Source organism: Streptomyces sp. CBMA29 (assembly GCF_014596445.1).
In the GTDB taxonomy this organism is placed as follows: domain Bacteria; phylum Actinomycetota; class Actinomycetes; order Streptomycetales; family Streptomycetaceae; genus Actinacidiphila.
Map to the genome: position 1 here is coordinate 1 of NZ_MECL01000066.1, position 22,816 is coordinate 22,816.

Sequence of the window (22,816 nt, forward strand, 5' to 3'; positions counted from 1 at the left end):
GTCGGCGCGGGCGCTGTGCCGGCGGCGGTCTGAGCGGCGCGGGCCGCTTCCGCGGGCGGCACGCCCGAGGCGGTGAGCCGGCACATCTCCTCCAGAACGGCCACGTCCTGCGGGGTCCAGCGCCGGTGCCGACCGTCCGAACGGACCGCCGGGCCGATCCCGTACCGCCGGTCCCACGACCGCACCGTCGTGGCGGACACCCCGAGCCGCCGGGCCAGCGCACCCGTGGTGATCCCGGCCTCGGCAGGCTCCCGCGTTCCCGACGCCCCCCGCGTCCCGCCCGTCTCCTCGCTCATCTCTTGACTATACGACGCAGAAACGGTGCGAGTTGCTTCACCTGGTCAGTGATTCGCACGCTAGGACGAGCCGACCCTGCCGTATCGGCGGCAAGCGGCCCCGCGAGCCGGGCATCCCAGCCGCTCGCGGCCCGCCCGGCCGGAACCGACCGAAGGAAGGCAGCTCCATGACCGTACGCACCGTCGCGGAACCCGCGCACGAGCCCGCGTCCGCATCCGCTGCCGCCGCTCCCGCTTCCCGTGCCCTACCGACGTCCGCCCGCTCCGCCGACGGCCGGGGCGGAACCGACGCGCCGCTGTGGGAGCCGGCGGAGCTGGGCCTGGCCGACTCGGAGCTGGCCGCCGGTCTGGTGCGGGGCAACGAGGACTGCGTGGCCGCCGCGTACCACCGCTGGGGCGGGCTGATCCACGCGCTCGCACGCCGGTCGCTCGGTGACGCACGTGAGGCCGAGGACGTCACCCAACAGGTCTTCATCGCCGCGTGGCGCGGCCGGCACGGCTACCGGCCGGACCGCGGGTCCCTGGCCGGATGGCTGATCGGCATCGCGCACCGGAAGATCGCCGACGCGCTCTCCGCCCGGACCCGCCGCTCCGTACTCGTGGCCACCGCCGGTTCCGCCCTGCCGCCCGAGCCGGACGCCGGCGCTCAGCCCGACGCCGCCCTCCACCGGGTCTTCGTGACCCGTGAACTGGCCAAGCTGCCCGCCGCCCAGAAGCAGGTGCTGTGCATGGCCTTCTACTGGGACCTGACCCACGCCGAGATCTCCGAGCGCACCGGTCTGCCGCTGGGCACGGTCAAGAGCCACTCGCGCCGCGGGCTGCGCAGACTGCGGGCGCTCCTCCAGGCGGACACCGCGCTCGGCTGATCCGGGGCGGCCCCGGAGGTCATGGCCATGGCACCCGCGGCGCGCACGACACGCTGCAAAAACGCTGCGAGATGAGAGATCCGGACAAAAGGGCCACCCTGGAAGGTGTGACAGCAGTGCATCCGTGACGTACGGCGCTGCCCGCCCCACGAAGGAGACGTCGATGAAGCTGCAGGACGAACTCCCACGCGATCACCACCTGGCCACCGTCTACCGCTTCGGCGCCGCCTTCTGCGGCCTGGTGCTGATCGTCTTCGGGGCGCTCGGTTTCGCTGACGCGCTGGGCTTCTTCGACACCCACGGGTCCAAAGTCGCCGGTCTGAGCACCAACGGCGCGCTGAGCGTGATCTCCCTGGTGGTGGGCGTGGCCCTGATCCTCGGCGGCGTGGTCGGCGGCAACTTCGCCTCCACCGTGAACATGACCGTGGGCGCCCTGTTCCTCCTGAGCGGCTTCGTCAATCTCGCCGTCCTGGACCGGTCGGCGAACGTGCTGAACTTCCGGATGCCCAATGTCATCTTCAGCTTCGTGATGGGCCTGCTCATCATCACGTTCGGGATGTACGGCCGCGTCAGCAGCCGCCTCCCGCACGACAACCCGTACTGGCGCAGCCGTCACCCCGAACAGGCCGACCGCGAGGCCGCCGCCGCCCCGTCCGCGGCCCCCCGCCCCGCCCTCACCCCCCGCGCCCCGGGCGCACAGCCGCACTGACGTTCAGCGGGCCTTCGTTCGTCGGGTGATCAGCACCTCGATCCCGTCCGGCCCCCCTCGCTTCCGGCCAGCCGGCCGCTCGGCCGGTCGGTCGCCGACGGCGTCGCGAGCGAGAGCCGCGACCGCATCCGGCCCGGCCCTCCGGGAAATGCTTCGCGCCGCTGGTCCAGCTCAATTGTGTGTCGTTTCAATCGGCGATGAGCGTGGGTCCGACAGTGAAGTCACGCGCCTGGGCGCGGTCAAGCGCGTGCTGATCTTGTCCAAACTCTTGACATGAGACGGCCGTCACATCATTTTTGGAACGTTTCACCTCGCGACGAGAGCCGCGAGGGTTTTCTTCTTGCCGTGGATTTGCCATGAACTTGCCACAAACTTGCCACGAAAGGCCCGTCGACATGACGCCTGCCAGACCAGTTGCCGGACTTCCCGCTCCACCCGCCGCGTCCGGAGGGCGACGCCTGGTCGCTCTGCTCGCGGCGCTCGTCATGCTGGCCGTCGCCTTCCTGGCCGCCGACCCGGCGGCCGCTGTGGCGCAGGGGAACGGCCTCACGGTCGGCGCTCTCCAGACGAACGCCCGGACCGACCCGCTCGGTATCGCGGGCGACGCCCCGACGTTCAGTTGGAAGTCGACGTCGAGCGCCCGTGGCGTGGTGCAGACGGCGTACGAGGTCCGGGTCGGCACCGCCGAGGCCGCCGACGACGTGTGGTCCTCGGGGAAGGTCGCGTCGAGCGACCAGCTCGATGTGCGGTACGGCGGGCCGAAGCTGGCCTCGCAGACCCGCTACTACTGGCAGGCCAGGGTCTGGGACGGCGACGGCCGGGCCAGTGACTGGAGCGCTCCGGGCTGGTTCGAGACCGGCATCCTCGACGCCGCCGAGTGGACCGGCGACTGGATCGGCAAGTCCGCCGGCGGTGAGATCGACAAGTGGACCGACTACACCACGGACATCGACTTCACCCTCGACAACCTGGCGCTGGGCGTCTACCTGCGTGCGTCGGACACCGGCAACGCGTACATGTGGCAGATCAGCACCGCGGACGGGACGGGAATCCCGAAGTTCCGGCCGCACAAGAAGGTCAACGGCGGATTCTCCCTGCTCGGGAACATCCCGATCACGACCCTGACATCCGCCCAACTGCTCACCGGCACGCACCGCCTGTCGATCACCGTCGACGGCCCGTCGATCACCACGAAGCTCGACGGCGCCCAGATCGACAGCCGGACCGACACCACGTTCACCAAGGGCTTCATCGGCTTCCGCCAGGACCTCGCCAACGAGGGCCCGGAGGCGGCGCACATCCACGCGGTCAAGGTCACCTCGAAGGCCGGCGACGTACTGTTCCGGACCGACTTCTCCGGGTCCGATAACCCGTTCACCGGCGGCGCCCTGACGTCGGACGGCCTGCTCGTGGAGAAGAAGCTCGACGTGATCCTGCGGACCAGCGACAGCAATCTGCCGCTGCTGCGCAAGGAGTTCACCACCGAGCCCGGCAAGACGGTCGCGCGGGCCCGGGTGTACGCCTCGGCGCACGGTACCTACGAGCTGGAGCTCAACGGCAAGAAGGTCGGCGACCAGTTCCTGGCCCCCGGCGACACCGACTACCGCAAGCGCATCCAGTACCAGACCTATGACATCACCGACCAGGTCGGCAACGGCCGGAACGCGATCGGCGCGGAGCTCGGTGACGGCTGGTGGGCCGGCAAGGTCGGTATGTGGGGCCCCGGCATGTTCGGCAACTCCGTCGGCCTGATCGCGCAGGTGCGCATCGACTACACCGACGGAACGCACCAGGTCGTCACGACCGACGGCACATGGAAGAGCCACTCGGGTCCCTACGCGGCGGCCGACAACATCGACGGCGAGACGTACGACGCGCGGGCCGAACAGCCCGGGTGGGACCGCCCCGGCTACGACGACGCGGCGTGGAACCCCGTCACGATCGGCGCCTCCGACACCGCCAAGCTCGTGGCGCAGCCCGACGAGCCCGTGCGCGTGACCGGCGAGCTTCCGGCGCTGACGCGGACCGGTCCTGCCGCCGACACGTACATCTACGACCTCGGCCAGAACATGGTCGGCGTCGCCCGGATGCGCCTGCAAGGTGTCGCGGGACAGACCGTCAAGATCCGTTACGGCGAGGTCCTGAACAAGGACGGGAGCCTCTACACCGCCAATCTCCGCGCGGCGAAGGTCACCGACTACTACACGTTCAGCGCGACCGGCACCGTCGTCTACGAACCCAAGTTCACCCAGCACGGCTACCGCTACCTGGAGATCTCCAACATCAAGAGCGCACCCGCGCTCGGCGACGTCACCGGCGTCGTCTGGGGTTCCGATCTCAAGGCGACCGGAACGCTGACGACCTCCGACGCGATGCTCAACCAGCTCCAGAGCAACATCTCGTGGGGACAGCGCGGCAACTTCCTGTCGATCCCGACCGACACCCCGGCCCGTGACGAGCGTCTCGGTTGGACCGGCGACATCAACGTCTTCTCGCCGACCGCGAGTTACCTGCGCGACACCCGGGCGTTCCTCAACAAGTGGACGACCGACCTGCGGGACTCCGCCTACAGCGACGGCAATTACCCGGGCATCGCGCCGTCGGTGCCGACGATCGACCTCGGCAGCGGCCTCGGCTGGTCCGACTCGGCGGTCACGGTGCCGTACGCGGTGTGGCACGCGCAGGGTGACAACGCCATCGTGCGGGCCAACTACGCGTCGATGACGAAGTTCCTGGGCTTCGTGAAGAAGGGCGCGGGCGACGACCTCATCGACTCGGCGCGTGGCAACTGGAACGACTGGCTCAACCTCGACGACAACACCGGCACGGACGTCCTCGGCACCGCGTACTACGCCGAAGACGCGCGCATGCTCTCGGAGATGGCGAAGGCGATCGGTGAGGACGCCGACGCGGCGACCTACGCCAAGCTGTCAGACGATGTGCGCGCCGCCTTCACCGCGAAGCTCGTGGCGGCCGACGGCACCGTCCAGGGCGGAAGCCAGACGGCGTACGCCATGGCGCTCGGCATGAACCTCGTGACCGATCCCGCCCTGCGCGCGAAGGTCGCCGACAAATTCGTCGCCAAGCTCAAGACCACCGACTACCACCTCACGACCGGCTTCCTCGGAACGCCGTGGCTGCTGCCCGCGCTCAGCGGCATCGGGCGCACCGACCTGGCCTACACGATGATCCTCAAGAAGGACTACCCGTCGTGGGGCTACGAGATCGAGCACGGCGCCACCACGATGTGGGAGCGCTGGAACTCCATCAACCCCGACGGCAGCTTCGGCGACGTCGGCATGAACTCCTTCAACCACTACGCCTATGGCGCGGTCGGTGACTGGATGTACCAGAACATCGGCGGCATCTCGGCGCTCAAGGCCGGCTACAAGGAGTCGAAGATCGCCCCCGCCGTGGGCGGCGACCTGACCAGCGGTCACGGAACCTACGAGTCCGTGTACGGCACGATCGGGTCGAGCTGGAAGAAGACCGACCAGGGAATGTCCCTGGACATCACGGTCCCGGTCAACACGACCTCGCGCGTCAGCGTCCCGGCCCGCAACATCGAGGCCGTGACCGAGGGCGGCACGCCGATCACGAAGGCCGAGGGCGTCAGCGACGTCTCCGTGGCCGACGGCGTCGTGACGTTCACCGTCGGCTCGGGTACGTACGCGATCCACTCCGACACCAAGCGCGCCCTGTTCGGCGACATCGTCACCGAGATCCACAAGACCGACGTCCACGCCGGTGACCTGGCGGCGGCGGGCGACCTCGGCGCGGACAGCCGTGCCCGTATCGGCGCCGCGCTCGACACCGCGAGCGGCAAGGTCGAGGACGCCGTCGCGGCGGACGTCGCGGGCAACGCGGGTCAGGCGTCGCAGCGGCTGAGCGAGGGCGTCGCGCCGATCCGTACCCTCAGGACCTGGCTGGCCGGCTCGTCGGTCGACGGACCGGTCAAGAACGACCTGACGACCCGTCTGGACGCGATCGAGGCGCTGTTCGGCAAGGCGGTCGCCGCGAATCTCGGAATCTCGGTGGTCGTCCCGCCCGTCGCCGAGCCCGGTGGGCCCGGCGCGAAGATCCCCGGAACGGTCGAGATCGCCAACGCCGGTACGGCCGCGATCCGCGATCTGCGGGCCGTCGTGAAGGTCGAGGACTGGAGCGTCGACCCGGCCGGTTCCACCAAGGACACCGTGGGGGCGGGCGACCGCGTCCAACTGCCGTTCACGGTCAGCGTGCCGAAGCACCAGAAGCCCGGCACGTACAACGCCTCGGTCGCGCTGACCTTCACCAGTCAGTACGGGACGTTCACCCTGAACGACTCGACGCCGTGGGTCTCGGTGACGTCGGGCGTCGAGATCACCGCCGTGACGTCGGCCGGTCCGGTCGACGGTTCCGATGAGAAGGCGACCCTCACCGCGACGGTCAGGAACAACGGCCGCTCCGCCGTGTCCGGCCAGCTCACGGCGGCCGTGCCGGACGGGTGGAAGACCCCGCCCGCCTCCGACCGGGTCACGATCGAGCCCGGCGCGACCAAGACCGTCGTCCTGCCGCTGTTCCCCGGACTCGAGACCGTCGCCGGTGACCAGGACGCCGAGGTCGACTTCGTCGACCAGGGCGTGACGCTCGCCACCAAGGCCGCGAAGATCACGGTCAGCCTCCCGGCGCCGCCGGCCCAGGAAGTCCTCGACTACATCGACTTCGGCAACGCGGCCTCGGAGAAGGCCCACGCGATCATGGCCGCACCGGCCAGCGGGACGAACACCGAAGCCGGTTTCGACCGACGCTACGCGAACTCGGCCAACCCGGGCTCGTGGTACTCGGCCGTGGCGCACGTGACGCCGGGCAAGCCGTTCATGCTCCGCAACCGGGAGACGTTCGACGGCGCCAGGACGAAGAAGTACAACATCTACGTCAACGACATCCTGGTGAAGACGTACACGCTCAAGCGCACCGAGACCGGTATGGGCACGAAGATCTACCAGACGGTCATCGACACCCCCGCCGCGCTCGACAACGACGGCACCGTACGCATCAAGTACGAGTTCCCGCTCGACGCCTCGGGCTACTTCGATCCGTCGATCGCCGACAGCTGGGTGCTGCCGGTGCCCGCTGACAGCCTGGCTCCGCTGGCCTCCGCGACGGTCACCAGTGCCGCCGCGCCCGGCGACAACGGCTGGTACCGGGGCGACGCCTCGGTGGCCGTCACCGCCGTCGACAACCGGGACACCGCTCCCACGGTCGAGGTCGGCGGGTCCGCCGGCTGGCAGGCGTACGTCGCTCCCGTCCTGGTCAGCGGGGACGGCAAGCACACGGTCTACTACCGGGCGAAGGACGCGGCCGGTAACTCCACCGGTCAGCGGACGGCGTCGGTGTGGATCGACGGGACCGCTCCCGTCACCAAGGTCGCGGTGACCCGCAAGTCCGGGACGGCGGAGGCGGACCGGGCCACGGTCGGCTTCACCGCCCAGGACGCGCTCAGCGGCGTCGCGGCGACGACCTACCGGATCGACGGGAGCGCCTGGAAGGTGCTGGCCGGGGAGACTCCCTCGGTCAAGGGGTTCGGCCGGCACACGGTCGACTTCTTCTCCACCGACGCGGCCGGCAACCCTGAGCCGGTGCACTCGGTGGTGGTCGACCTGGCGGACGTGGCCACCGTCAAGGCCCTGGTCGCTCCCCAGATCGGCGGGACACCGAAGTACGGCTCGGCGCTGACCGCGACCACCGGTTCGTGGAACACCACGGGCCTGTCGTTCCGCTACCAGTGGCGCCGTGACGGCAAGCTGATCGGCGGCGCGACCGCGTCGGCCTACCGGCTGGTCAAGGCCGACATCGGGCACTGGCTGTCGGTGACGGTGACCGCGTCCAAGCCGGGCAAGGGCTCGGCGTCGTCGACCTCGCCGCAGACCGCCAAGGTCACCGCGGCGAAGTCGCGGGTCGCCGTCGGGCTCTCCGCGACGTCGCTTAAGAAGAACCAGTCGGTGACGCTCAGGGTCACGGTCTCGTCCACGGCGGGCACACCCGGCGGGAACGTGCTGGTGTACGAGAACGGGCGCCGGGTCAAGACCCTCAAACTCACCGCCCGGGGCACCGCCTCGGCCGGGCTGAAGATGAGCACCCGGGGCCTGCGCACTCTGAAGGTGGTCTACGTCGGCAACGCGTCGATCGAGGGCTCCTCCACCCAGGTGCACGTCCGCGTGCGCTGACCCCCCCTGGGGCTGTACGTCTGAGCGGACGGTCGGGAACCGACCGCTCAGGCGTGCAGCCCCATCTCGTTGGAGAGTTTCGCCAGGGCGTCCAGGCGGTGCTCCAGGCTCGGGTGGGTGGAGAAAACGGTGGCGAGGGCCGAGCCCTCCTTCAGGGCCGGGGTGAAGAAGAAGGCGTTGAAGGCCCGGACGGTGCGCAGGTCCTCGGTGGGGATACGGGCGATGGTGCCGCTCACCTTGACCAGCGCGGACGCCAGTTCCGAGGGGCGCCCGGTCAGTTCGGCGGCGCTGCGGTCGGCCGCCAGTTCGCGGTACCGGGACAGCGCCCGGATCAGCAGGAAGCTCAGCCCGTAGACGACCACGGACACCGCCATGATCATCGCGAGCAGCGCCGCGGTGTTCTGGTCGCGACGGCCCCGGCCGAACAGTTCCGAGTAGAAGACGAAGCGCACCAGCAGCCCCGCGAGCACGCCCAGGAACGAGGCGATGGTGATCACCGCGACGTCCCGGTGGGCGACGTGGGACAGCTCGTGGGCGAGCACGCCGTCCAGCTCGCCCGGTTCCAGGCGCCGCAGCAGGCCCGTCGTCACGCAGATCACGGCGTGGTCGGCGTTGCGGCCGGTGGCGAAGGCGTTCGGCAGGTCCATCTCGGAGACGGCCACCTGCGGCTTCGGCATGTCGGCAAGGGCGCACAGCCGGTCGACCGCGCCGTGCAGTTCTGGCTGCTCCTGCGGGGTGACCGCGTGCGCGCGCATCGCGAACAGCGCGATCCGGTCGGAGAACCAGTACTGCGCCGCCAGCACACCGGCCGCGATCACCACCACGACCACCACGGACTTCAGCAGCGCGACCAGCACGGCGATGAAGGCCACGAACACCAGGCCCAGCAGGAACATCACCGTCACCATACGGACCGTGAGCCGCCAGTCGGGCGCGAACCGGGAGCGCACCACCGCTCACCACCTCATCTCGACAGAGCCGGACCCGACCCGCCGATCCGCCGCGTGCGGCATACGGCTGCTTTGGTCCCGCTACCTCCCAGTATGCTCCGCGAGGTCGCCCCCGAGCAGGTCCCGCGGTGGCGGCTCCGCGGGTCACGACGGCGGACCGGACCGCTGACGGCGGACCGGATCACCCTCCGCGGGCCCATCGACGCGACGTTCCGCGCGGTGGACGTCGTATCGTCCATATAACGGATGATGTGCGATGAGTGGCCGGCGACGCCGGAGAGTGAGGGACATGCCGAAAGCAGAACTGCCGATCCTCCGAGAACGCCGGGACGACAAGGCAGTGGCCCGCCCCCGGCGCGGCAGCGCGAAAGGCCGATGGATCCGGCGCGTCCGGAACAGCCTCCTGGCCGTCGTCGCGCTGCTCGCGGTCTGCCTCGCGTCCATCTGGCTGGCGGTAAGTCTGACCCCGATGCAGTCCGTCACCGCGGCGGGCCAGACCGTCGAAGTGGGCGCCGTCGCGCCCGACCTCAGCCTGTCAGGACCCGGCGAACTCGACCTGTTCGGAGAAGCGCTGGCGACCGAGCCGCACTTCCAAGGCCCGATCCGGCCGCGGCTCAAGCTCGCGGACATCAGCATCAACTCGCAGGTCAACCAGATCGTCCGGGCCGACGACCACGACACACTCCAGTTGACCCTGAGCCGGCAACTGGCCGCCGGGTGGATCCGCTACTGCGTCTGGGAGCTCCTCATCGCGGCCGGCTGCGCGGCCGTCGTCGCGGTGGCCGTGGCCGGTATCCGGCGCGCCCCGCGCCGTACCACCCTGATGATGGTCGGCGTATGCGTCCTGACCGTGAGCGCCGTCAACGCGCTCGGCGTGTACCTCATGGCGTCCGGCACTCCCCAGGCGCTCCGGCAGGTGCGTACGCTCGACGATCTGGTGGGGCGCGCGCCGACGGAGCCGGTCGCCCCGGCCAAGGGGCCGAAGCTGACCGGCGTGCACGCCGTGGTGCTGGGCGACTCCACCGCCGCCGGAATCGGCAACCAGCCGGTCAAGGACCCCACCGCGCTGGACAAGACCTGCGGGCGCAGTTCCGACGCGTACGCCGCCGTTCTCGCCCGGGTCAACGACTGGAACGTGCTGAACCTCGCCTGCCAGGGCGCGACCGTGACCGACGGCCTCCTCGGCGTACAGCTCCGCGGCGACCAGGCCGTACCGCCGCAGCTCGCGGTGGCGCAGCGCGCGTCGAGCGCGTCGGTGATCATCGTCAGCGTCGGGGCCAACGACATGAACTGGGCCGTGCTGACGGGCCTGTGCGCCAAGGCGCCCGTCTGTGACGACAAGGCGTCCACGGCCTACTTCAAGGAGCAGCTGTCGACGTTCTCGCAGAACTACCTCGACCTGCTCCAGCAGCTCTCCGACCTCCCTCACCACCCCGACGTGCTCATCAACCAGTACTACGAGCCCTTCGGCGCGGACATCAGGTGCCTCGAAAAGGACGGCCTCACCGAGGCGAAGGTGAAGGTCCTCAAATCCCGCCTGGCCAACCTCAACGCCGTACTCCAGCAGGGCGCGGACGCCTTCCACTTCGCCACCGCCCAGCCGGACTTCGAAGGCCACCGGCTGTGCAGCAAGCAGCCCTTCGTCCAGAACACCGCCGACCAGGCTCCCCTGCACCCCACGGCCGCCGGTGAACTGGCCATCGCCCTCGCCGACCAGCGGGCGCTCGCGGAGCTCCGCAACGTACCGAGCGACGCGCCCACGGCCGGCACGTCACCCGGTACTGCGGACAGTTCCGCGCCCCCGACTCCGGTTCGGTGAGGCGATCGGCCGCCGGGCGTCGGGGTCGTGGCGGTAGCGGGCGGGGGTCGCTCCGAGGGCGGCGGTGAAGGCTTCGATGAAGCTGGTCGGGTTGGCCCATCCGCAGGCCGCCGCGGTGTGGGTGACCGTGTGTCCGGCGGCGAGGAGGGTGAGGGCGTGGTGGAGGCGCAGTTGGGTACGCCACTGCCGGAAGCTCATGCCGAGCTCGTCGTGGAAGAGGCGGGTCAGGGTCCGTTGGCCGGCGCCGACCCGCGTGCCGAGTTCGGTCAAGGTGGCGTTGTCGGCGGGATCGTCGTGCAGGAGGCGGCTGAGCGCGCGGAGCCGGTCGTCGCGTGGCTCGGGCAGGTGCAACGGCTCCTCGGAGGCGGGCATGAGTTCGTCGATGACGACGGCTCGCAGCCGGTCGCGAGCCGTCGGTGACCGGGGCGCGTCGGTGTCGTCGGTCAGGGCGAGCAGGACCTCGCGGACCAGGGCCGAGACAGCGAACACCGCGGGGCGGTCCGGGAGGCGGGCGGCGAGGGCGGCCGGAAGGAAGATGACGCGCATGTCGGTGTATCCGTAGGCCCGGTGATGGTGCTCGAAGCCGCCGGGCGTCCAGGCCAGCCTGGTCGCGGGAGCGATCCAGGTGCCTTCCCCGGTCGTGACCGACAGCACCCCGGTGGCGGGATACACGAGATGGCCCTGCCCATGCCGGTGCGACGGGACACGGTCGCCGTGCAGGAGCGGCAGGCTGCCCATCTCCAGCGCGTCGTCGACGATGTGGCTACTTTCCGGCATCACGTGGCACTATACCGGTGGTAGGCCGAGCCCGGAATGGCGATCTTGGATTCATGACCGTTTCCGCAACCGGGCAACCCGTCGCCTCACCACGACCGGTGCCGTCTCCGCGCCATCACCATTTCGGCTTCTGGGCCGCGACCTGGGTCTTCCTCGCGGTGCTCGCCTTCTCCACCGCGCCGAGCCCGCTCTACGTGCTCTACGCCGACCGGGATCACTTCTCGTCGTTGATGGTGACGATCGTCTTCGCCGCCTACGCGGTGGGCGTGGTCGCGAGCCTGTCCTTCGCCAGTCACCTCTCCGACGTCCACGGCCGCCGCGTCCACCTGCTCGCCGCCGTGTGCCTGTCGAGCGTCAGCGCGGTGGTGTTCATCTTCTGGCCCGGCCTGACAGGGCTGTTCGTCGCGCGCGTCCTGACCGGGGTGGCCGTGGGACTCACCGTCTCCACCGCCACCGCCTACCTCAACGAACTGCACGCGGGACACCGCCCCGGGACCGGGACCGTTCGGCGACCCCAACTGGCCGCCGCGGGCGCCAACTTCGGGGGGCTCGGCCTCGGCGGACTGTGCGCGGGCCTGCTGGCCCAGTACGCGCCGCACCCGCTCGTACTGCCCTACCTGGTGCTGCTCGCCGCTCTGGTCATCGGGGCGATCGCCCTGATCGCGTCACCCGAGACCCGCCACCGGCCGTGCCCCCTGCCGCCGTACCGCCCCCAGCGGGTCTCGGTCCCGCACCATGCCAGGCCCCGGTACTTCGGGCTGCTGGCCGAGGTATTCGTGGCCTACGCCGGTGTCGCCATCTTCCTGGGCCTGGCCGGGACGTTCCTGGCCACGGTGATCGGCGACACATCGCTGGCGATGGCCGGGCTGGCGATCTTCATCGCCTGCGCCGTCGGCATCGTGGCCCTGGTCGCCACCGGCACGTGGCCCGTCAGGCGGCTGCTCGTCGTCGGCCTCCCGGTCGACCTCGCCGGCCTGGCGATGGTCGTCGTGGCGGCCTGGCTGCCCACTCCCAGCCTCGGTCTGTTCCTGGCCGGCGGCGGTGTGATCGGCGCCGGGGCGGCCATCCTGTACAAGGGGACCCTCGGCAGCGTCGTCGCCCTCTCGCCTCCCGACACGCTCGGCGAGAGCCTTTCCGGGTTCTTCCTCGCCGGCTACATCGGGCTCTCGCTACCGGCGGTAGCGGGCGGCATCGCGCTCCAGTACCTCACCCCTCGGGCCACGCTCCTGGTCCTCGGCGCGGCGGCCGGCATCGGGGTCCTCGCCTCCTCCTGGCTGGTCCTGCGCAAGCGTGCGTAGGCGTCCGTAGGCTTCCGTAGGCGCGGAGTTCGCGCGTGCGGCCCCGCACGGCACCGCGCCGCGCCGCTGGGCAAGCGGGCCAGCGGCGCGGCGCGTGGGGGCTCAGTCGACGTGGCCGCCTTCCGTTCGGAGTTCGGCCCGTGCTTTCGTCGCCTTGCGGCGGCGGAGCAACAGGAGCCCCGCGCCGCCGGCGCCGAGGACGAGGGCGGCCCAGGCGACGGTCCACACGGCGGCGCGGGCCGTGGGGTGGGCCGTCAGGAGGGCGATGGTGAGTCCCGCGACGTAGACGAGGGCGCCCAGAACGTACAGGCGCCGGCCCCATCGGCGGGTGCCGCGGTCGGGCTCGGCGGGCGTGAGGGGGGCGGGGGTGAGCGGAGAAGGGCTCGCGCTGTCGGCAGGCTGCGTCATACGGGGGCGTCTACCCGGTGCGGGAAGCCCGACTCCGCGCGGGCGCGGGGCGGGCGGTGTGGCGGGGACGCTGTGTCAGGGCTGGTCGGTCGGCGCGGCTGCCTCCAGGTCGGCGACGGTCCCCGACATGATCGTCCGTACCTGCCCGGTGATGTGCCGCACCGGCCAGTCCCACCACGCCACGGCGAGAAGCCGGGCGATGTCGGCGGCGTCGTAGCGGGTGCGGATGAGCCGGGCGGGGTTGCCGCCGACGACGCCGTAGTCGGGGACGTCGCCGGTGACCACGGAGCCGGCGGCGATGATCGCGCCGTGACCGACGCGTACGCCGGGCATCACCGTGGCGCCGTGGCCGAACCACACGTCGTTGCCGACGACGGTGTCGCCCCGGCCGGGCAGGCCGGTGAGCAGGTCGAAGTGCTCCGCCCAGGAGCCCCCCATGGCGGGGAACGGGAAGGTGGAGGGGCCGTCCATACGGTGGTTGGCGCCGTTCATGATGAACCGGGCGCCCGTCCCCAGCGCGCAGTACTTGCCGATGACGAGCCGCTCGGGACCGTAGTGGTAGAGAACGTTGCGCGTCTCGAACGCGGTCGGGTCCTCCGGATCGTCGTAGTAGGAGAAGTCGCCGACCTCGATCAGCGGCGACTTCACCAATGGCTTGAGCAGCACCACGCGCGGGTGCTCGGGCATCGGGTGGAGCACGGCAGGGTCGCCGGAACGGGCGGCATCGCGGGGGCGGGTCCTCTCCGGCGGCTACAGCGACAAGCGTCGCGTTAAGATGCTGGCACACCCCTGCCGCCCGGATCAACCGGATAATGACTGCCGATGACAGACCCGCTGAACACGACATCGGACCGCCGTCCCGGCGGTCGCACCGCCCGCGTCCGCGCTCAGGTTCTCGACGCGGTGCGAGCCGAACTCGCCGAGAGCGGCCACGAAGGACTCACGATCGAGGGTGTCGCGACGCGGGCCGGAGTGCACCGCGCCACGGTCTACCGGCGGTGGCGCGATGTCGGCGGCCTGCTCGTCGACGTCATCGGCGCCGCAGGCGAGATCGACTGGCGACCGCCGGACACCGGCTCGCTGCTCGGCGATCTGACCGCGCTCAATCAGGAGATCCAGGAGTCCCTGGTCGTACGGCCGTCGTTCGCCGTCGCCCTGATGGCCGCCTCCTTCCACTCAGAACAGGCCGCGCGCGCCCAGCGGCAACTGTGGGCCGTCCGGTACGCCCAGTGCGAGATCCTCGTCGAGCGCGCCGTCGAGCGCGGCGAACTCCCCGCCCCGCGCACGGACGCGCGGAGCGTGCTGATCGCCGCCACGGCGCCCGTCTATCACGAGTTGGTACTCCTGCGCGCCGATCCGGACCCTCGGCTCCCGGAACGCGCCGCGCACGCGGCAGCCCTGGCGGCCGCCGCGGGTGCCTTCTCCGCCCGTCGGGACGCGACCGCGCCACCCCATCCGCCCGGCCCATGGGCGTAGAAGCGGCGCGGTTCCGGAAACATTCGAGGCCGCCGCCCGAAACCGCACACAGCGGTGGACGTTACCCATCGGGACCGGGCGGCCGGCGAGGAGAGGCGTCGGTGCCTTCGGTACGACGCGTGCAGGATGTTGCCATCGGGGCCGTCTGGAACCGGGCGGGTGGTTCTTCCCACAATGTCGGTGACGGCCGACGCGCGTTCGGCCGCAGCAAGGGGAAGCCATGAAGCCAGTGCAGCGTGCGACCGCCCTCGCGGTGGCCGTGGGATCCGCCGCCGTCCTCGCCCTGGCCGCCGTGCCATCGGCCGATGCCGCGACCGCCGTCAACTGTTCGGGCGGTTCGGTGCGGGCCGCAGGCAACCCCAACAACATCACCTCGCCGCTGACGACCACCACCACCGCCTGCCCCGGCTGGGCGGACTCCGGTCCCACGTACGTCTTCCACCTCTCCAAGTTCGTGGAGGAGGTGCTCATTTCCGGGCGCTGGGTGCCTTTCAACGCCTCGAACGTCATCGCGACCTGCTCGTTGGTTGAGGTGTCCGGCACCACGATCACCGCGGGCGGCTGCGCCTTCGCCGCCGGGTGACGGAGCGTCATATCCGGTGGGCGCGGGCGGAGAAGGCTCCGACGCGGCAGACGCACGCCCCGTCACCCGGGTCCGTGATCAGAACCAGGAAGGTCCGGCGTTGACGTAGGGGCTCTCCAGTGCGGCCGCTTCGTCGTCCGACAAGCTCAAGTCGAGTGCTTCGACGGCCTGTTGGAGGTGGTGGGGCCGCGTCGCGCCGAGGATGGGGGCGCAGACGAGCGGGTTGCGGAGGACCCAGGCGAGTGCGATGTGGGCCATGGGCACGCCGCGGGATTCGGCGACCTGTTGGACGGCGTTGATGACGGGTTCGTCGCGGGGGCTGTCGAAGGAGCGCACGACGTGGTCGGTACGGGAGCGGGCGCTCTGTTCACCCGCGGGGCGGGCGAGGCGGCCCTTGCCGTTCGGGGAGTAGGGAACGAGTCCTACGCCCATGTCTCCGCACATGGCCATGAGTTCGGGTTCGTCCTGGCGCCGCAGGAGGTTGTACTGGTTCTGCATGGACACGAAGCGGGTCCATCCGCCGAGGCCGGCGGCGTGCTGGAGCTTGGCGAACTGCCAGGCGTACATGGACGACGCGCCCAGGTAGCGGACCTTCCCGGCCTTCACGATGTCGTGCAGCGCCTCCATCGTCTCCTCGACCGGGGTGTCGTCGTCGAAGCGGTGGATCTGGTAGAGGTCGATGTAGTCCGTGCCCAGCCGGGTCAGCGAGGCGTCGACCTGTTCGAGTACGGCCTTGCGGGACAGGCCCTCGCCGCCGGGTCCGTCGTGCATCCTGCCGCGGACCTTGGTGGCGAGCACGATGTCCTCGCGCCGGGAGAACTCGCGGATCGCGCGGCCGGTGATCTCCTCGGACGTGCCCGCCTGGTAGACGTTGGCGGTGTCCCAGAAGGTGATGCCCAGGTCGACGGCCTGCCGGAAGAACGGTCCTGCCTTGTCCTCGGTCAGCGCCCACGGGTGGGCGCCGGGCACGGCCGGGTCGCCGTAGCTCATGCAGCCCAGCGCGAGCCGGCTGACCTTCAGGCCGGTGGCGCCGAGGCGGACGTACTCCATGACGTTGGCTCCTTACGTGGCGTGGCGTGGCGCGGCGCGGCGCGGCCGGCTGAGCGGTCCCGGCCCCCGTCGCGCGGTGGTTGTCAGTGGGTGGTGAAGCCGCCGTCGACCGGCAGGGCGACGCCGATGACGAAGCCGGCGCCGGGGCTGCACAGCCACAGAACGGCTTGCGCGATCTCCTCGGCGCGGCCGAGCCGTCCGATGGGCTGCTGCTTGAGGATCTCGGCCATGGCGTCCGCCTGGCTTTCGAGCATGCCGGAGACCATCGGGGTGTCGACGGTGCCGGGGCAGACGGCGTTGATACGGATGCCCCGGGGCGCGTATTCGACGGCGGCGCTCTTGGTGAGGCCGATGACGCCGTGCTTGGAGGCATGGTACGCGGCGCGCTCGGGCAGGCCCACCAGGCCGCCGAGTGAGGAGCAGTTGACGATCGCGCCGGAGCCCTGGGCGCGCATCTGGCGCAGTTCGTGCTTCTGGGCGGCCCAGACGCCGCGCAGATTGACGGCGTTGACGCGGTCGAAGTTCTCGGCGCTCTCGTCGGCGGCGTCCGTGGGCGGGGCCTGGATGCCGGCGTTGTTGAAGGCCATGTCCAGGCGGCCGTAGGCGTCCACCGCGCGGTCGACGGCGGCGGCGGCCTGGTCCTCGTCGGTGACGTCGCAGACCACGCCGAGTGCTCGGTGGCCTGCGTCGGTGAGTTCCTTGGCCGCCTTGTCCACGGCGTCCTTGTCGACGTCGGCCAGGACGACCGCGGCTCCCGACTGGGCGAAGGCGCGGGCGGTGGCCAGGCCCATGCCGGAGGCGGCGCCGGTGACCAGGGCGACCTGCCCCTCGAAGCTGTACTGCGGGTTCACGGGAAGGTTTCCCATCTCCGGGCCGGTGTGAATTGCGGCCCGGGAAGCGCGGGGGAGGAGGGCGGTTCGGTTCGGAGCGGGGCGGTTCGGAGCGGGGCGGGGCTGGGCGGTGCTGGGCGGGGCGGCAGGTTGGGGACGTGCCTCGGCGACCTCGCCGGGTACGGGGGGCGCTGTCGGCGAGTGCTTGGCGGGCGCCGGGTCACGCGCTGTCGGCGAGTACCTGCCGGGCGACCGTGAGCGCGGACATGGCCTTGGGCCATCCGGCGTAGAACGCCAGGTGCGTGACCGTCGCGATCAGCTCCTTGTCGCTCAGGCCGTTCTCCCTCGCCCTGCCGAGGTGGAACGCGAGCTGCTCGGTGCTGCCGCTGCTGATCAGACTGGCCACGGTCACCAGGCTGCGGTCGCGCACTGACAGGTCCGGGTCTTCCCACACCTGGCCGAACAGCACGTCCTCGCTGTATCCGGCCAGTGCCGGGGCGATGTCCCCGAACTGCTGACGCGGCCCTCCGGGCTGCTGCTCTTCCGGCATCGCCGTCTCCTTCCGCGCGGGTGCCCAGCGCCTTTCCGAGCGAAGGGGCGGGCGTCTGTTCGCTTCTTCCATTCCGCCCTGCTCTCACCGGGGGTGCCAGCGGAGCGGCGGGCGGCCGTCAACCGGCCTGCTGACGATGAAACGCCAGGTCGCAGGCGTGCGGAAGGACCCGTCGATACGTGTACTGGCAGTACACCCCTCACCGCTCGGGATCGTCGTAGCCTCGAAGGCATGGACAACCGCAGCGAGGTCCGCGCGTTCCTCACCAGCCGTCGCGCCAGGATCACCCCTCAGCAGGCCGGCCTGCCCGCCGCAGGCCACCGCCGGGTCACCGGGCTGCGCCGCGAGGAAGTCGCCATGCTCGCCGGGGTCAGTGCCGAGTACTACGCCCGCATGGAACGCGGCAACCTCTCCGGCACCTCCGAAGCCGTCCTGGACGCCCTCGCCCGCGCCCTCCGACTGGACGAGTCCGAGCGTGCCCACCTGATGGACCTGGCCCGTACCGCCAGTTCCACCCGGCGCCCCGCACGCCGCCGGACCGCACAGCCCATCAGGCCCGGACTGCGGCAGCTGCTGGACGCGATGACCGACGCACCCGCGTTCATCCGCAACGGCCGCCTCGACATGCTCGCCACCAACCGCCTCGGCAAAGCCTTGTACTGGCCCCTCTTCCAGGACCCCGCCCGCCCGGTCAACATGGCCCGCTACCAGTTCCTCAACCCGGGCGCCGACCAGTACATGACCGAACTCGACACACAGCGCGCCTCCGCCGCGGCCCTGCTCCGCACCGAAGCCGGAAGGGACCCCTACAACCGCGAACTGAGCGACCTGATCGGCGAGTTGTCCACCCGTAGCGAGGCATTTCGTACGCTGTGGGCCGCGCACAACGTCCGCCTGCACCACACCGGCGTCAAACGCTTCCACCACCCCGTCGTCGGCGACCTCGACCTCGCCTTCGAAGCCCTGCCCGTACCCACGGACCCCGGCCTCACCCTCACCGCCCTCAGCGCCGAACCCGGCACCCCGGCCCACGACGCGCTGAAACTTCTCGCCACCTGGTTCGCCACCCTCGAACACACCGGACCCGACCCTCAGCCCTCCGTCGCCGTCGCCGTCGCCGTCGAGCACCATTCCCCCGGCGGCGGGGAGCACGGCGGCCACCGGCCCCAGTGAGCCCCGCGCCCCCGCGCCCGAACTCCCCGAAGGTCCACCGGCCGGGAGCTGTCAGCCCGTGGAGTCCATGAAGGTCAGCTCCAGCCACGCCGCCGGTCGTGGGCGCGACGCTTTGGGCGCGAGGGTCGCGAACAGACTGGCGACGATCCAGACGAAGAAGCGCAGACCTACCTTCTCCAGGCCGCCGGGGTCGAGGAGCGCGACCGAGGCGAGTCGGTCCGACCTGCGGTGCGCCTGGTTCAGAGCGAGCCACCCACCGTAGGAAGACCCGACCAGATGCACGCGTTTGGGGAGCGGGCCGCCGCCCGTGTCCGGGCCGTCGGCCAGAATCCGGGACCGCGAGCGAACCCCGATGCCGCCGAGAGCGGCCTCGTCGGCCAGCGCGGCCCCGAGTCGGCCGCTACGGTCATGGCTCACCACCTCGACCGCGTCTTCCGAGACAGCCCTGCCGACGAGGGGGCGCCGACGCGGGAGTGACGCCATCCACCGGAGTTCGCACCGATGTCACGATCGTCCCGCGGGTCCTGGGCGGCGATACAGTACGCGCCGTGGACATACCCGTCTGGCTCGTCTGGATCATCCTCGGTCTGGTCGTCCTGCAGACCGTCGCCCTCGTTCCCCTCATCCGCCGGCTGCGCAGTGCCGACTCCGCAGTGCGTTCCGAGGCGCGTCTCGCCCTGCTGGACAGCGTCGGCAACCTGCTGATCCTCGGCAGTCTGCCACTGACCCTCCTTGCGGATTCCTGGTTCTGGCTCACACTCGCCGGCCTCGCGGTCGTCGCCCCCGCCATGACCGCGAAGGGCGTCCGCCTGCTCCGCGCCCGCCGACCCCCCACGGCCTGATCCGCGAGACGGGCACCGGGGGCAACCCCCTTCGGGGCTCGGGCCGACCAGTCGGTGGCCTCAGCTCTCGGTCCGGGAGCGCAAGGATCACCACGGCGCCACTACCCTGACCTGGGCACTCGTCGTCGACCGTGTCGTCTGGGCGCGTGGCGCCAACGGACGGCGGTCGACGTGGTGCCAGGCGGCCGGCAGGCGGAAATCGGCGACGGTCCGCATCTCGCCCCGCTGAGACCCGTCGCCGCTCCCGAACGCATGGTGACGCCCGCGATGGCAGGCTGACGGGTGTGGCCGTGTCCGAATTCCCGACGTACGTACGCGAGGAGTCCTGTGAGCACCCCAACCCCAACCCCAGCCCCAAGCCCAGCCCCAGCCTCAACCCCAACCTCAACCCCTGCCTCGAACAAGCCAGTTGTGGTTCTGCGCCCCGCCCCGCAGCGCGCGGACCGCATCTTCACCCCCACCGCCCTGGGATTGCTCCGCGACCGCTTCACCGTGGTGGATCTGGAGAAGGACCCCTCCGAGGAAGCGCTGGAGGAGATTCTTCCCGACGCGTTCGCGATCGTCGGACAGCCCGACCTTCCGGCCCGACGGCTCTCCCGCGCGGGCGGGCTGCGGGCTCTGCTGAACGTCGAAGGCAACTTCTTCCCCAACGTCGACTACGCGACCTGCTTCGAGCGCGGCATCCACGTCCTGGGCTGCGGCCCCGCCTACGCCCAGGCGGTCGCCGAGTACGCGCTCGCCCTCGCGCTCGACCTCGCCCGGGGCATCAGCCGAGAGGACCGCGCCTTCCGCGCGGGGCATGAGCGGTACGTCTCCGACGGCAACGCCGACGCCGTGCTGCTGCACGGCTCCGACGTGGGCCTGGTCGGCTTCGGCAATCTCGGCCGCGGCCTCAACCGGCTCCTCGCCCCCTTCCGGCCCACCATCCGTGTGTACGATCCCTGGCTGCCGCCCGGCGTCCTGCGCGAACACGGTGTGCTGCCCGCGTCGTTGGACGAGACCTTGTCCCGCAGCCGCTTCGTGTTCGTGCTGGCCACCGTCACGGACGAAAGCCGCCACCTCATCGGTGAGCGCGAACTCCAACTGCTGCCGGACGGCGCCCGTCTCGTCCTGGTCAGCCGCGCCCCGGTCGTCGACTACCCGGCGCTCCTCTCCCACGTCGCGCGCGGGCGCCTGCTGGCCGGCGTCGACGTCTGGCCGGACGAACCGGTCGCCCCCGACGACCCGGCCCGCACCCTCGACGGTCTCGTGCTCTCCGCACACCGCGCGGGCGGCATCCCGGCGGCCTTTGAGACCATCGGCGACATGGTCCTGGACGACCTCACACTCATCGCCCAGGGACTCCCGCCCGCCCGGATGCAGACCGCCGCCCGTGAACTGGTCGGCCGCTACCGCAACCGCCCCGTGACCTGAGAGACGATCCATGACCGCACAGCTCCACCCGCCGACCGCACTCGATATCCCCTGCGAAGGTCTGCTCTTCGACAACGACGGAGTCCTGGTCGACTCCGATCACGGCGTCGACCAGGCGTGGAGCCAATGGGCCCGTGAGCGCGGCCTGCCGCCGGAACAGGTGACCGCCATGGTGCACGGCCGCCGGTCGGCCGACACCGTCGCCCTACTGGTGCCCGACCCGAACGAACGGCAGGCGGCACTCGCCGCGATCGACCGTATGGAGGTCGAGGCCGCGGGTACCACCACAGCGCTCCCCGGCGCCCTCGACCTCCTCACGAGCCTGCCGCGCGACCGGTGGGCGGTGGTCACCTCCGGAGTCACCGTTCTGGCGCGGGCCCGTCTCGCGGCGGCGGGACTGCCCATTCCGCCCGTGCTCATCACCGCGGACGATGTCAGCCACGGCAAACCAGCCCCTGACGGCTACCGCGCCGCGGCCCGGAAGCTGGACTTCGCCCCGGCCCGGACGGTCGTCTTCGAGGACAGCGCGGCAGGGGCGGCGGCCGGAGCCGCGGCAGGCGCGGTTGTCGTCGGGGTCGGGCGGCGCGGACTGGCCACCAACGCCCCCGTCGTCGTCCGCGACCTGCGCGGCCTTGCCTGGCACGACGGGGTGCTCAGTCTCGCCGCCGCAGACCTGCTGCGCTGGTGACCACGCCTCAGTACCCGGCTCCGCCGCTGGTGGAGCCGGTGGACGGTGAGGCTGACGGTGAAGCCGATGTGGAGGCCGCGGTGGTGACCGCGTTGCCGCTGGGGCTGACCACGTACCACAGTGCGCCGAATTCGTTGAGGCCCTGACCGTTGGTCTCTCCGGGCTTTGTGTCCTTGGCGAAGTAGTACAGCGGGTGGCCGTTGTAGGTCACCTGTGCCGAGTGGTCCGACCGGGTGCTCGTACCGACCAATGAGGCGGTCACGCCGCTGCTGTTGGGCTTTCCGGTCGTGGTCTGCGGGGGCCAGGCTTGCGCACAGGACCCGTCGCAGGTCGACGTCTTCCCGGTGTCGGCCTTGAACAGATACAGGGTCCTGCCGGAGGCGTCGACCAGGATCTGGCCGAGCGGCGAGCTCGCTGTCCTCACCGTGGCGGCGCTGCCGGTCGACGCGGAGGCACTGGCGCTCGCGGTGGTGGCGCCGGCGCTCGAACGGGGGGTGAGGGAAGTCGTGGAACTGGAGCCGCCGCACCCGGAGGCACAGGCCGCGACGGCGGCCATCCCAACGGCGAGGGTGATGACGCGCTTCATGACAGACCCCTTGACCTGGGGGGATGTGGTGACACCGACTCACCGACGGCGAGTCGCGGCACCACGTTACGCACCGACGTCCCGCCGCGTTACCTGGGCGATCCGCCCCACGCCGACCCTCACTCGCGCGGGTGACCAAGGGGCCGCAGCGACGTCCAGTTGACCTAAACTTGTCCTTTATCTACCAAGATCTTCCGGGCTTGCCGATGGCTTTGAGGGTGTCGGGGCGTTTGACGGTTTTGCCGATGTCGTAGCGGGGTGCCCGGTGTTTGTTCTTGGCGCCGGGCGGCCGTCCG

General features: G+C 70.8%; 20 protein-coding genes and 1 pseudogene. 11 read left to right on the forward strand and 10 right to left on the reverse strand.

Translation table 11 applies throughout. The features are described from left to right. Positions 1-296 (reverse strand): MerR family transcriptional regulator (locus BGM09_RS10245; RefSeq protein WP_188281181.1); only part of this gene is annotated, 296 nt, incomplete at its 3' end. A 167-nt stretch (positions 297-463) separates the two neighbouring features. On the opposite strand from BGM09_RS10245, the gene BGM09_RS10250 reads away from it, so the two are divergent. The 3 genes from BGM09_RS10250 (at position 464) to BGM09_RS10260 (ending at position 8,077) form a co-directional block, all read left to right on the forward strand. After that, entirely contained in the window at positions 464-1,162 is a 699-nt protein-coding gene (locus BGM09_RS10250; protein WP_188281182.1) for an RNA polymerase sigma factor, read from the forward strand. Positions 1,163-1,325: 163 nt separating this feature from the next. Then, complete coding sequence (locus BGM09_RS10255; RefSeq protein WP_188281183.1) at positions 1,326-1,871, forward strand: DUF4383 domain-containing protein; 546 nt, start codon at positions 1,326-1,328, stop codon at positions 1,869-1,871. Between the two features lie 395 nt (positions 1,872-2,266). Continuing rightward, positions 2,267-8,077, forward strand: a complete 5,811-nt coding sequence (locus tag BGM09_RS10260) for a family 78 glycoside hydrolase catalytic domain (RefSeq protein ID WP_188281184.1) — start codon at positions 2,267-2,269, stop codon at positions 8,075-8,077. Between the two features lie 47 nt (positions 8,078-8,124). Here the strand turns inward: BGM09_RS10260 and htpX are convergent, their stop codons facing one another. Beyond that, positions 8,125-9,027 (reverse strand): zinc metalloprotease HtpX, encoded by a 903-nt coding sequence (gene htpX / locus BGM09_RS10265; protein ID WP_188281198.1) that lies wholly within the window; start codon positions 9,025-9,027, stop codon positions 8,125-8,127. Between the two features lie 289 nt (positions 9,028-9,316). Here htpX and BGM09_RS10270 point away from each other — a divergent pair, with 289 nt between their 5' ends. Continuing rightward, positions 9,317-10,846: a GDSL-type esterase/lipase family protein gene (locus BGM09_RS10270; RefSeq protein WP_223186618.1), complete on the forward strand. Its 1,530-nt coding sequence runs from the start codon at positions 9,317-9,319 to the stop codon at positions 10,844-10,846. Here BGM09_RS10270 and BGM09_RS10275 read toward each other — a convergent pair. After that, complete coding sequence (locus BGM09_RS10275; protein WP_188281185.1) at positions 10,799-11,623, reverse strand: AraC family transcriptional regulator; 825 nt, start codon at positions 11,621-11,623, stop codon at positions 10,799-10,801. The genes BGM09_RS10270 and BGM09_RS10275 overlap by 48 nt on opposite strands. A 53-nt stretch (positions 11,624-11,676) precedes the next feature. Between BGM09_RS10275 and BGM09_RS10280 the strand changes: the two genes are divergently transcribed. Next, the gene (locus BGM09_RS10280; protein ID WP_188281186.1) at positions 11,677-12,921 is read left to right on the forward strand and encodes an MFS transporter; all 1,245 of its coding nucleotides are present in this window, start codon (positions 11,677-11,679) and stop codon (positions 12,919-12,921) included. A gap of 102 nt (positions 12,922-13,023) precedes the next feature. On the opposite strand, the gene BGM09_RS10285 is transcribed toward BGM09_RS10280, so the two are convergent. Together BGM09_RS10285 and BGM09_RS10290 are read right to left on the reverse strand one after the other, a co-directional pair. Continuing rightward, a complete protein-coding gene (locus BGM09_RS10285; protein WP_188281187.1) occupies positions 13,024-13,329 on the reverse strand; it encodes a hypothetical protein in 306 nt (101 codons plus the stop codon). Between the two features lie 75 nt (positions 13,330-13,404). Further along, positions 13,405-14,016: a CatB-related O-acetyltransferase gene (locus BGM09_RS10290; protein ID WP_188281188.1), complete on the reverse strand. Its 612-nt coding sequence runs from the start codon at positions 14,014-14,016 to the stop codon at positions 13,405-13,407. Positions 14,017-14,151: 135 nt separating this feature from the next. Here BGM09_RS10290 and BGM09_RS10295 point away from each other — a divergent pair, with 135 nt between their 5' ends. Further along, positions 14,152-14,805 (forward strand): TetR/AcrR family transcriptional regulator, encoded by a 654-nt coding sequence (locus tag BGM09_RS10295; RefSeq protein WP_188281189.1) that lies wholly within the window; start codon positions 14,152-14,154, stop codon positions 14,803-14,805. A gap of 220 nt (positions 14,806-15,025) precedes the next feature. Beyond that, the gene (locus tag BGM09_RS10300; protein WP_188281190.1) at positions 15,026-15,388 is read left to right on the forward strand and encodes a hypothetical protein; all 363 of its coding nucleotides are present in this window, start codon (positions 15,026-15,028) and stop codon (positions 15,386-15,388) included. A gap of 78 nt (positions 15,389-15,466) precedes the next feature. On the opposite strand, the gene BGM09_RS10305 is transcribed toward BGM09_RS10300, so the two are convergent. The 3 genes from BGM09_RS10305 to BGM09_RS10315 form a co-directional block, all read right to left on the reverse strand. Then, on the reverse strand, positions 15,467-16,438 hold the full coding sequence (locus BGM09_RS10305; RefSeq protein ID WP_188281191.1) for an aldo/keto reductase: 972 nt from the start codon (positions 16,436-16,438) through the stop codon (positions 15,467-15,469). 83 nt (positions 16,439-16,521) lie between these two features. Next, positions 16,522-17,289 (reverse strand): glucose 1-dehydrogenase, encoded by a 768-nt coding sequence (locus BGM09_RS10310; RefSeq protein ID WP_188281200.1) that lies wholly within the window; start codon positions 17,287-17,289, stop codon positions 16,522-16,524. Positions 17,290-17,488: 199 nt separating this feature from the next. Beyond that, positions 17,489-17,818, reverse strand: coding sequence for a carboxymuconolactone decarboxylase family protein (locus BGM09_RS10315; protein ID WP_188281192.1), 330 nt, complete (start codon positions 17,816-17,818; stop codon positions 17,489-17,491). Positions 17,819-18,049: 231 nt separating this feature from the next. Between BGM09_RS10315 and BGM09_RS10320 the strand changes: the two genes are divergently transcribed. Beyond that, positions 18,050-18,991 (forward strand): helix-turn-helix transcriptional regulator, encoded by a 942-nt coding sequence (locus tag BGM09_RS10320; protein ID WP_188281193.1) that lies wholly within the window; start codon positions 18,050-18,052, stop codon positions 18,989-18,991. 78 nt (positions 18,992-19,069) lie between these two features. On the opposite strand, the pseudogene BGM09_RS10325 reads toward BGM09_RS10320, so the two are convergent. Beyond that, a pseudogene (locus BGM09_RS10325) lies at positions 19,070-19,474 on the reverse strand (alpha/beta fold hydrolase); the annotation flags it as partial. A 65-nt stretch (positions 19,475-19,539) separates the two neighbouring features. On the opposite strand from BGM09_RS10325, the gene BGM09_RS10330 reads away from it, so the two are divergent. The 3 genes from BGM09_RS10330 (at position 19,540) to BGM09_RS10340 (ending at position 21,934) form a co-directional block, all read left to right on the forward strand. Continuing rightward, positions 19,540-19,833: a hypothetical protein gene (locus tag BGM09_RS10330; RefSeq protein ID WP_188281194.1), complete on the forward strand. Its 294-nt coding sequence runs from the start codon at positions 19,540-19,542 to the stop codon at positions 19,831-19,833. 411 nt (positions 19,834-20,244) lie between these two features. Further along, positions 20,245-21,246, forward strand: a complete 1,002-nt coding sequence (locus tag BGM09_RS10335; protein ID WP_317452630.1) for an NAD(P)-dependent oxidoreductase — start codon at positions 20,245-20,247, stop codon at positions 21,244-21,246. 10 nt (positions 21,247-21,256) lie between these two features. Beyond that, complete coding sequence (locus BGM09_RS10340; protein ID WP_188281196.1) at positions 21,257-21,934, forward strand: HAD-IA family hydrolase; 678 nt, start codon at positions 21,257-21,259, stop codon at positions 21,932-21,934. A 7-nt stretch (positions 21,935-21,941) separates the two neighbouring features. On the opposite strand, the gene BGM09_RS10345 is transcribed toward BGM09_RS10340, so the two are convergent. Next, positions 21,942-22,520, reverse strand: a complete 579-nt coding sequence (locus BGM09_RS10345; protein ID WP_188281197.1) for a hypothetical protein — start codon at positions 22,518-22,520, stop codon at positions 21,942-21,944. Positions 22,521-22,816 lie beyond the last annotated feature (296 nt).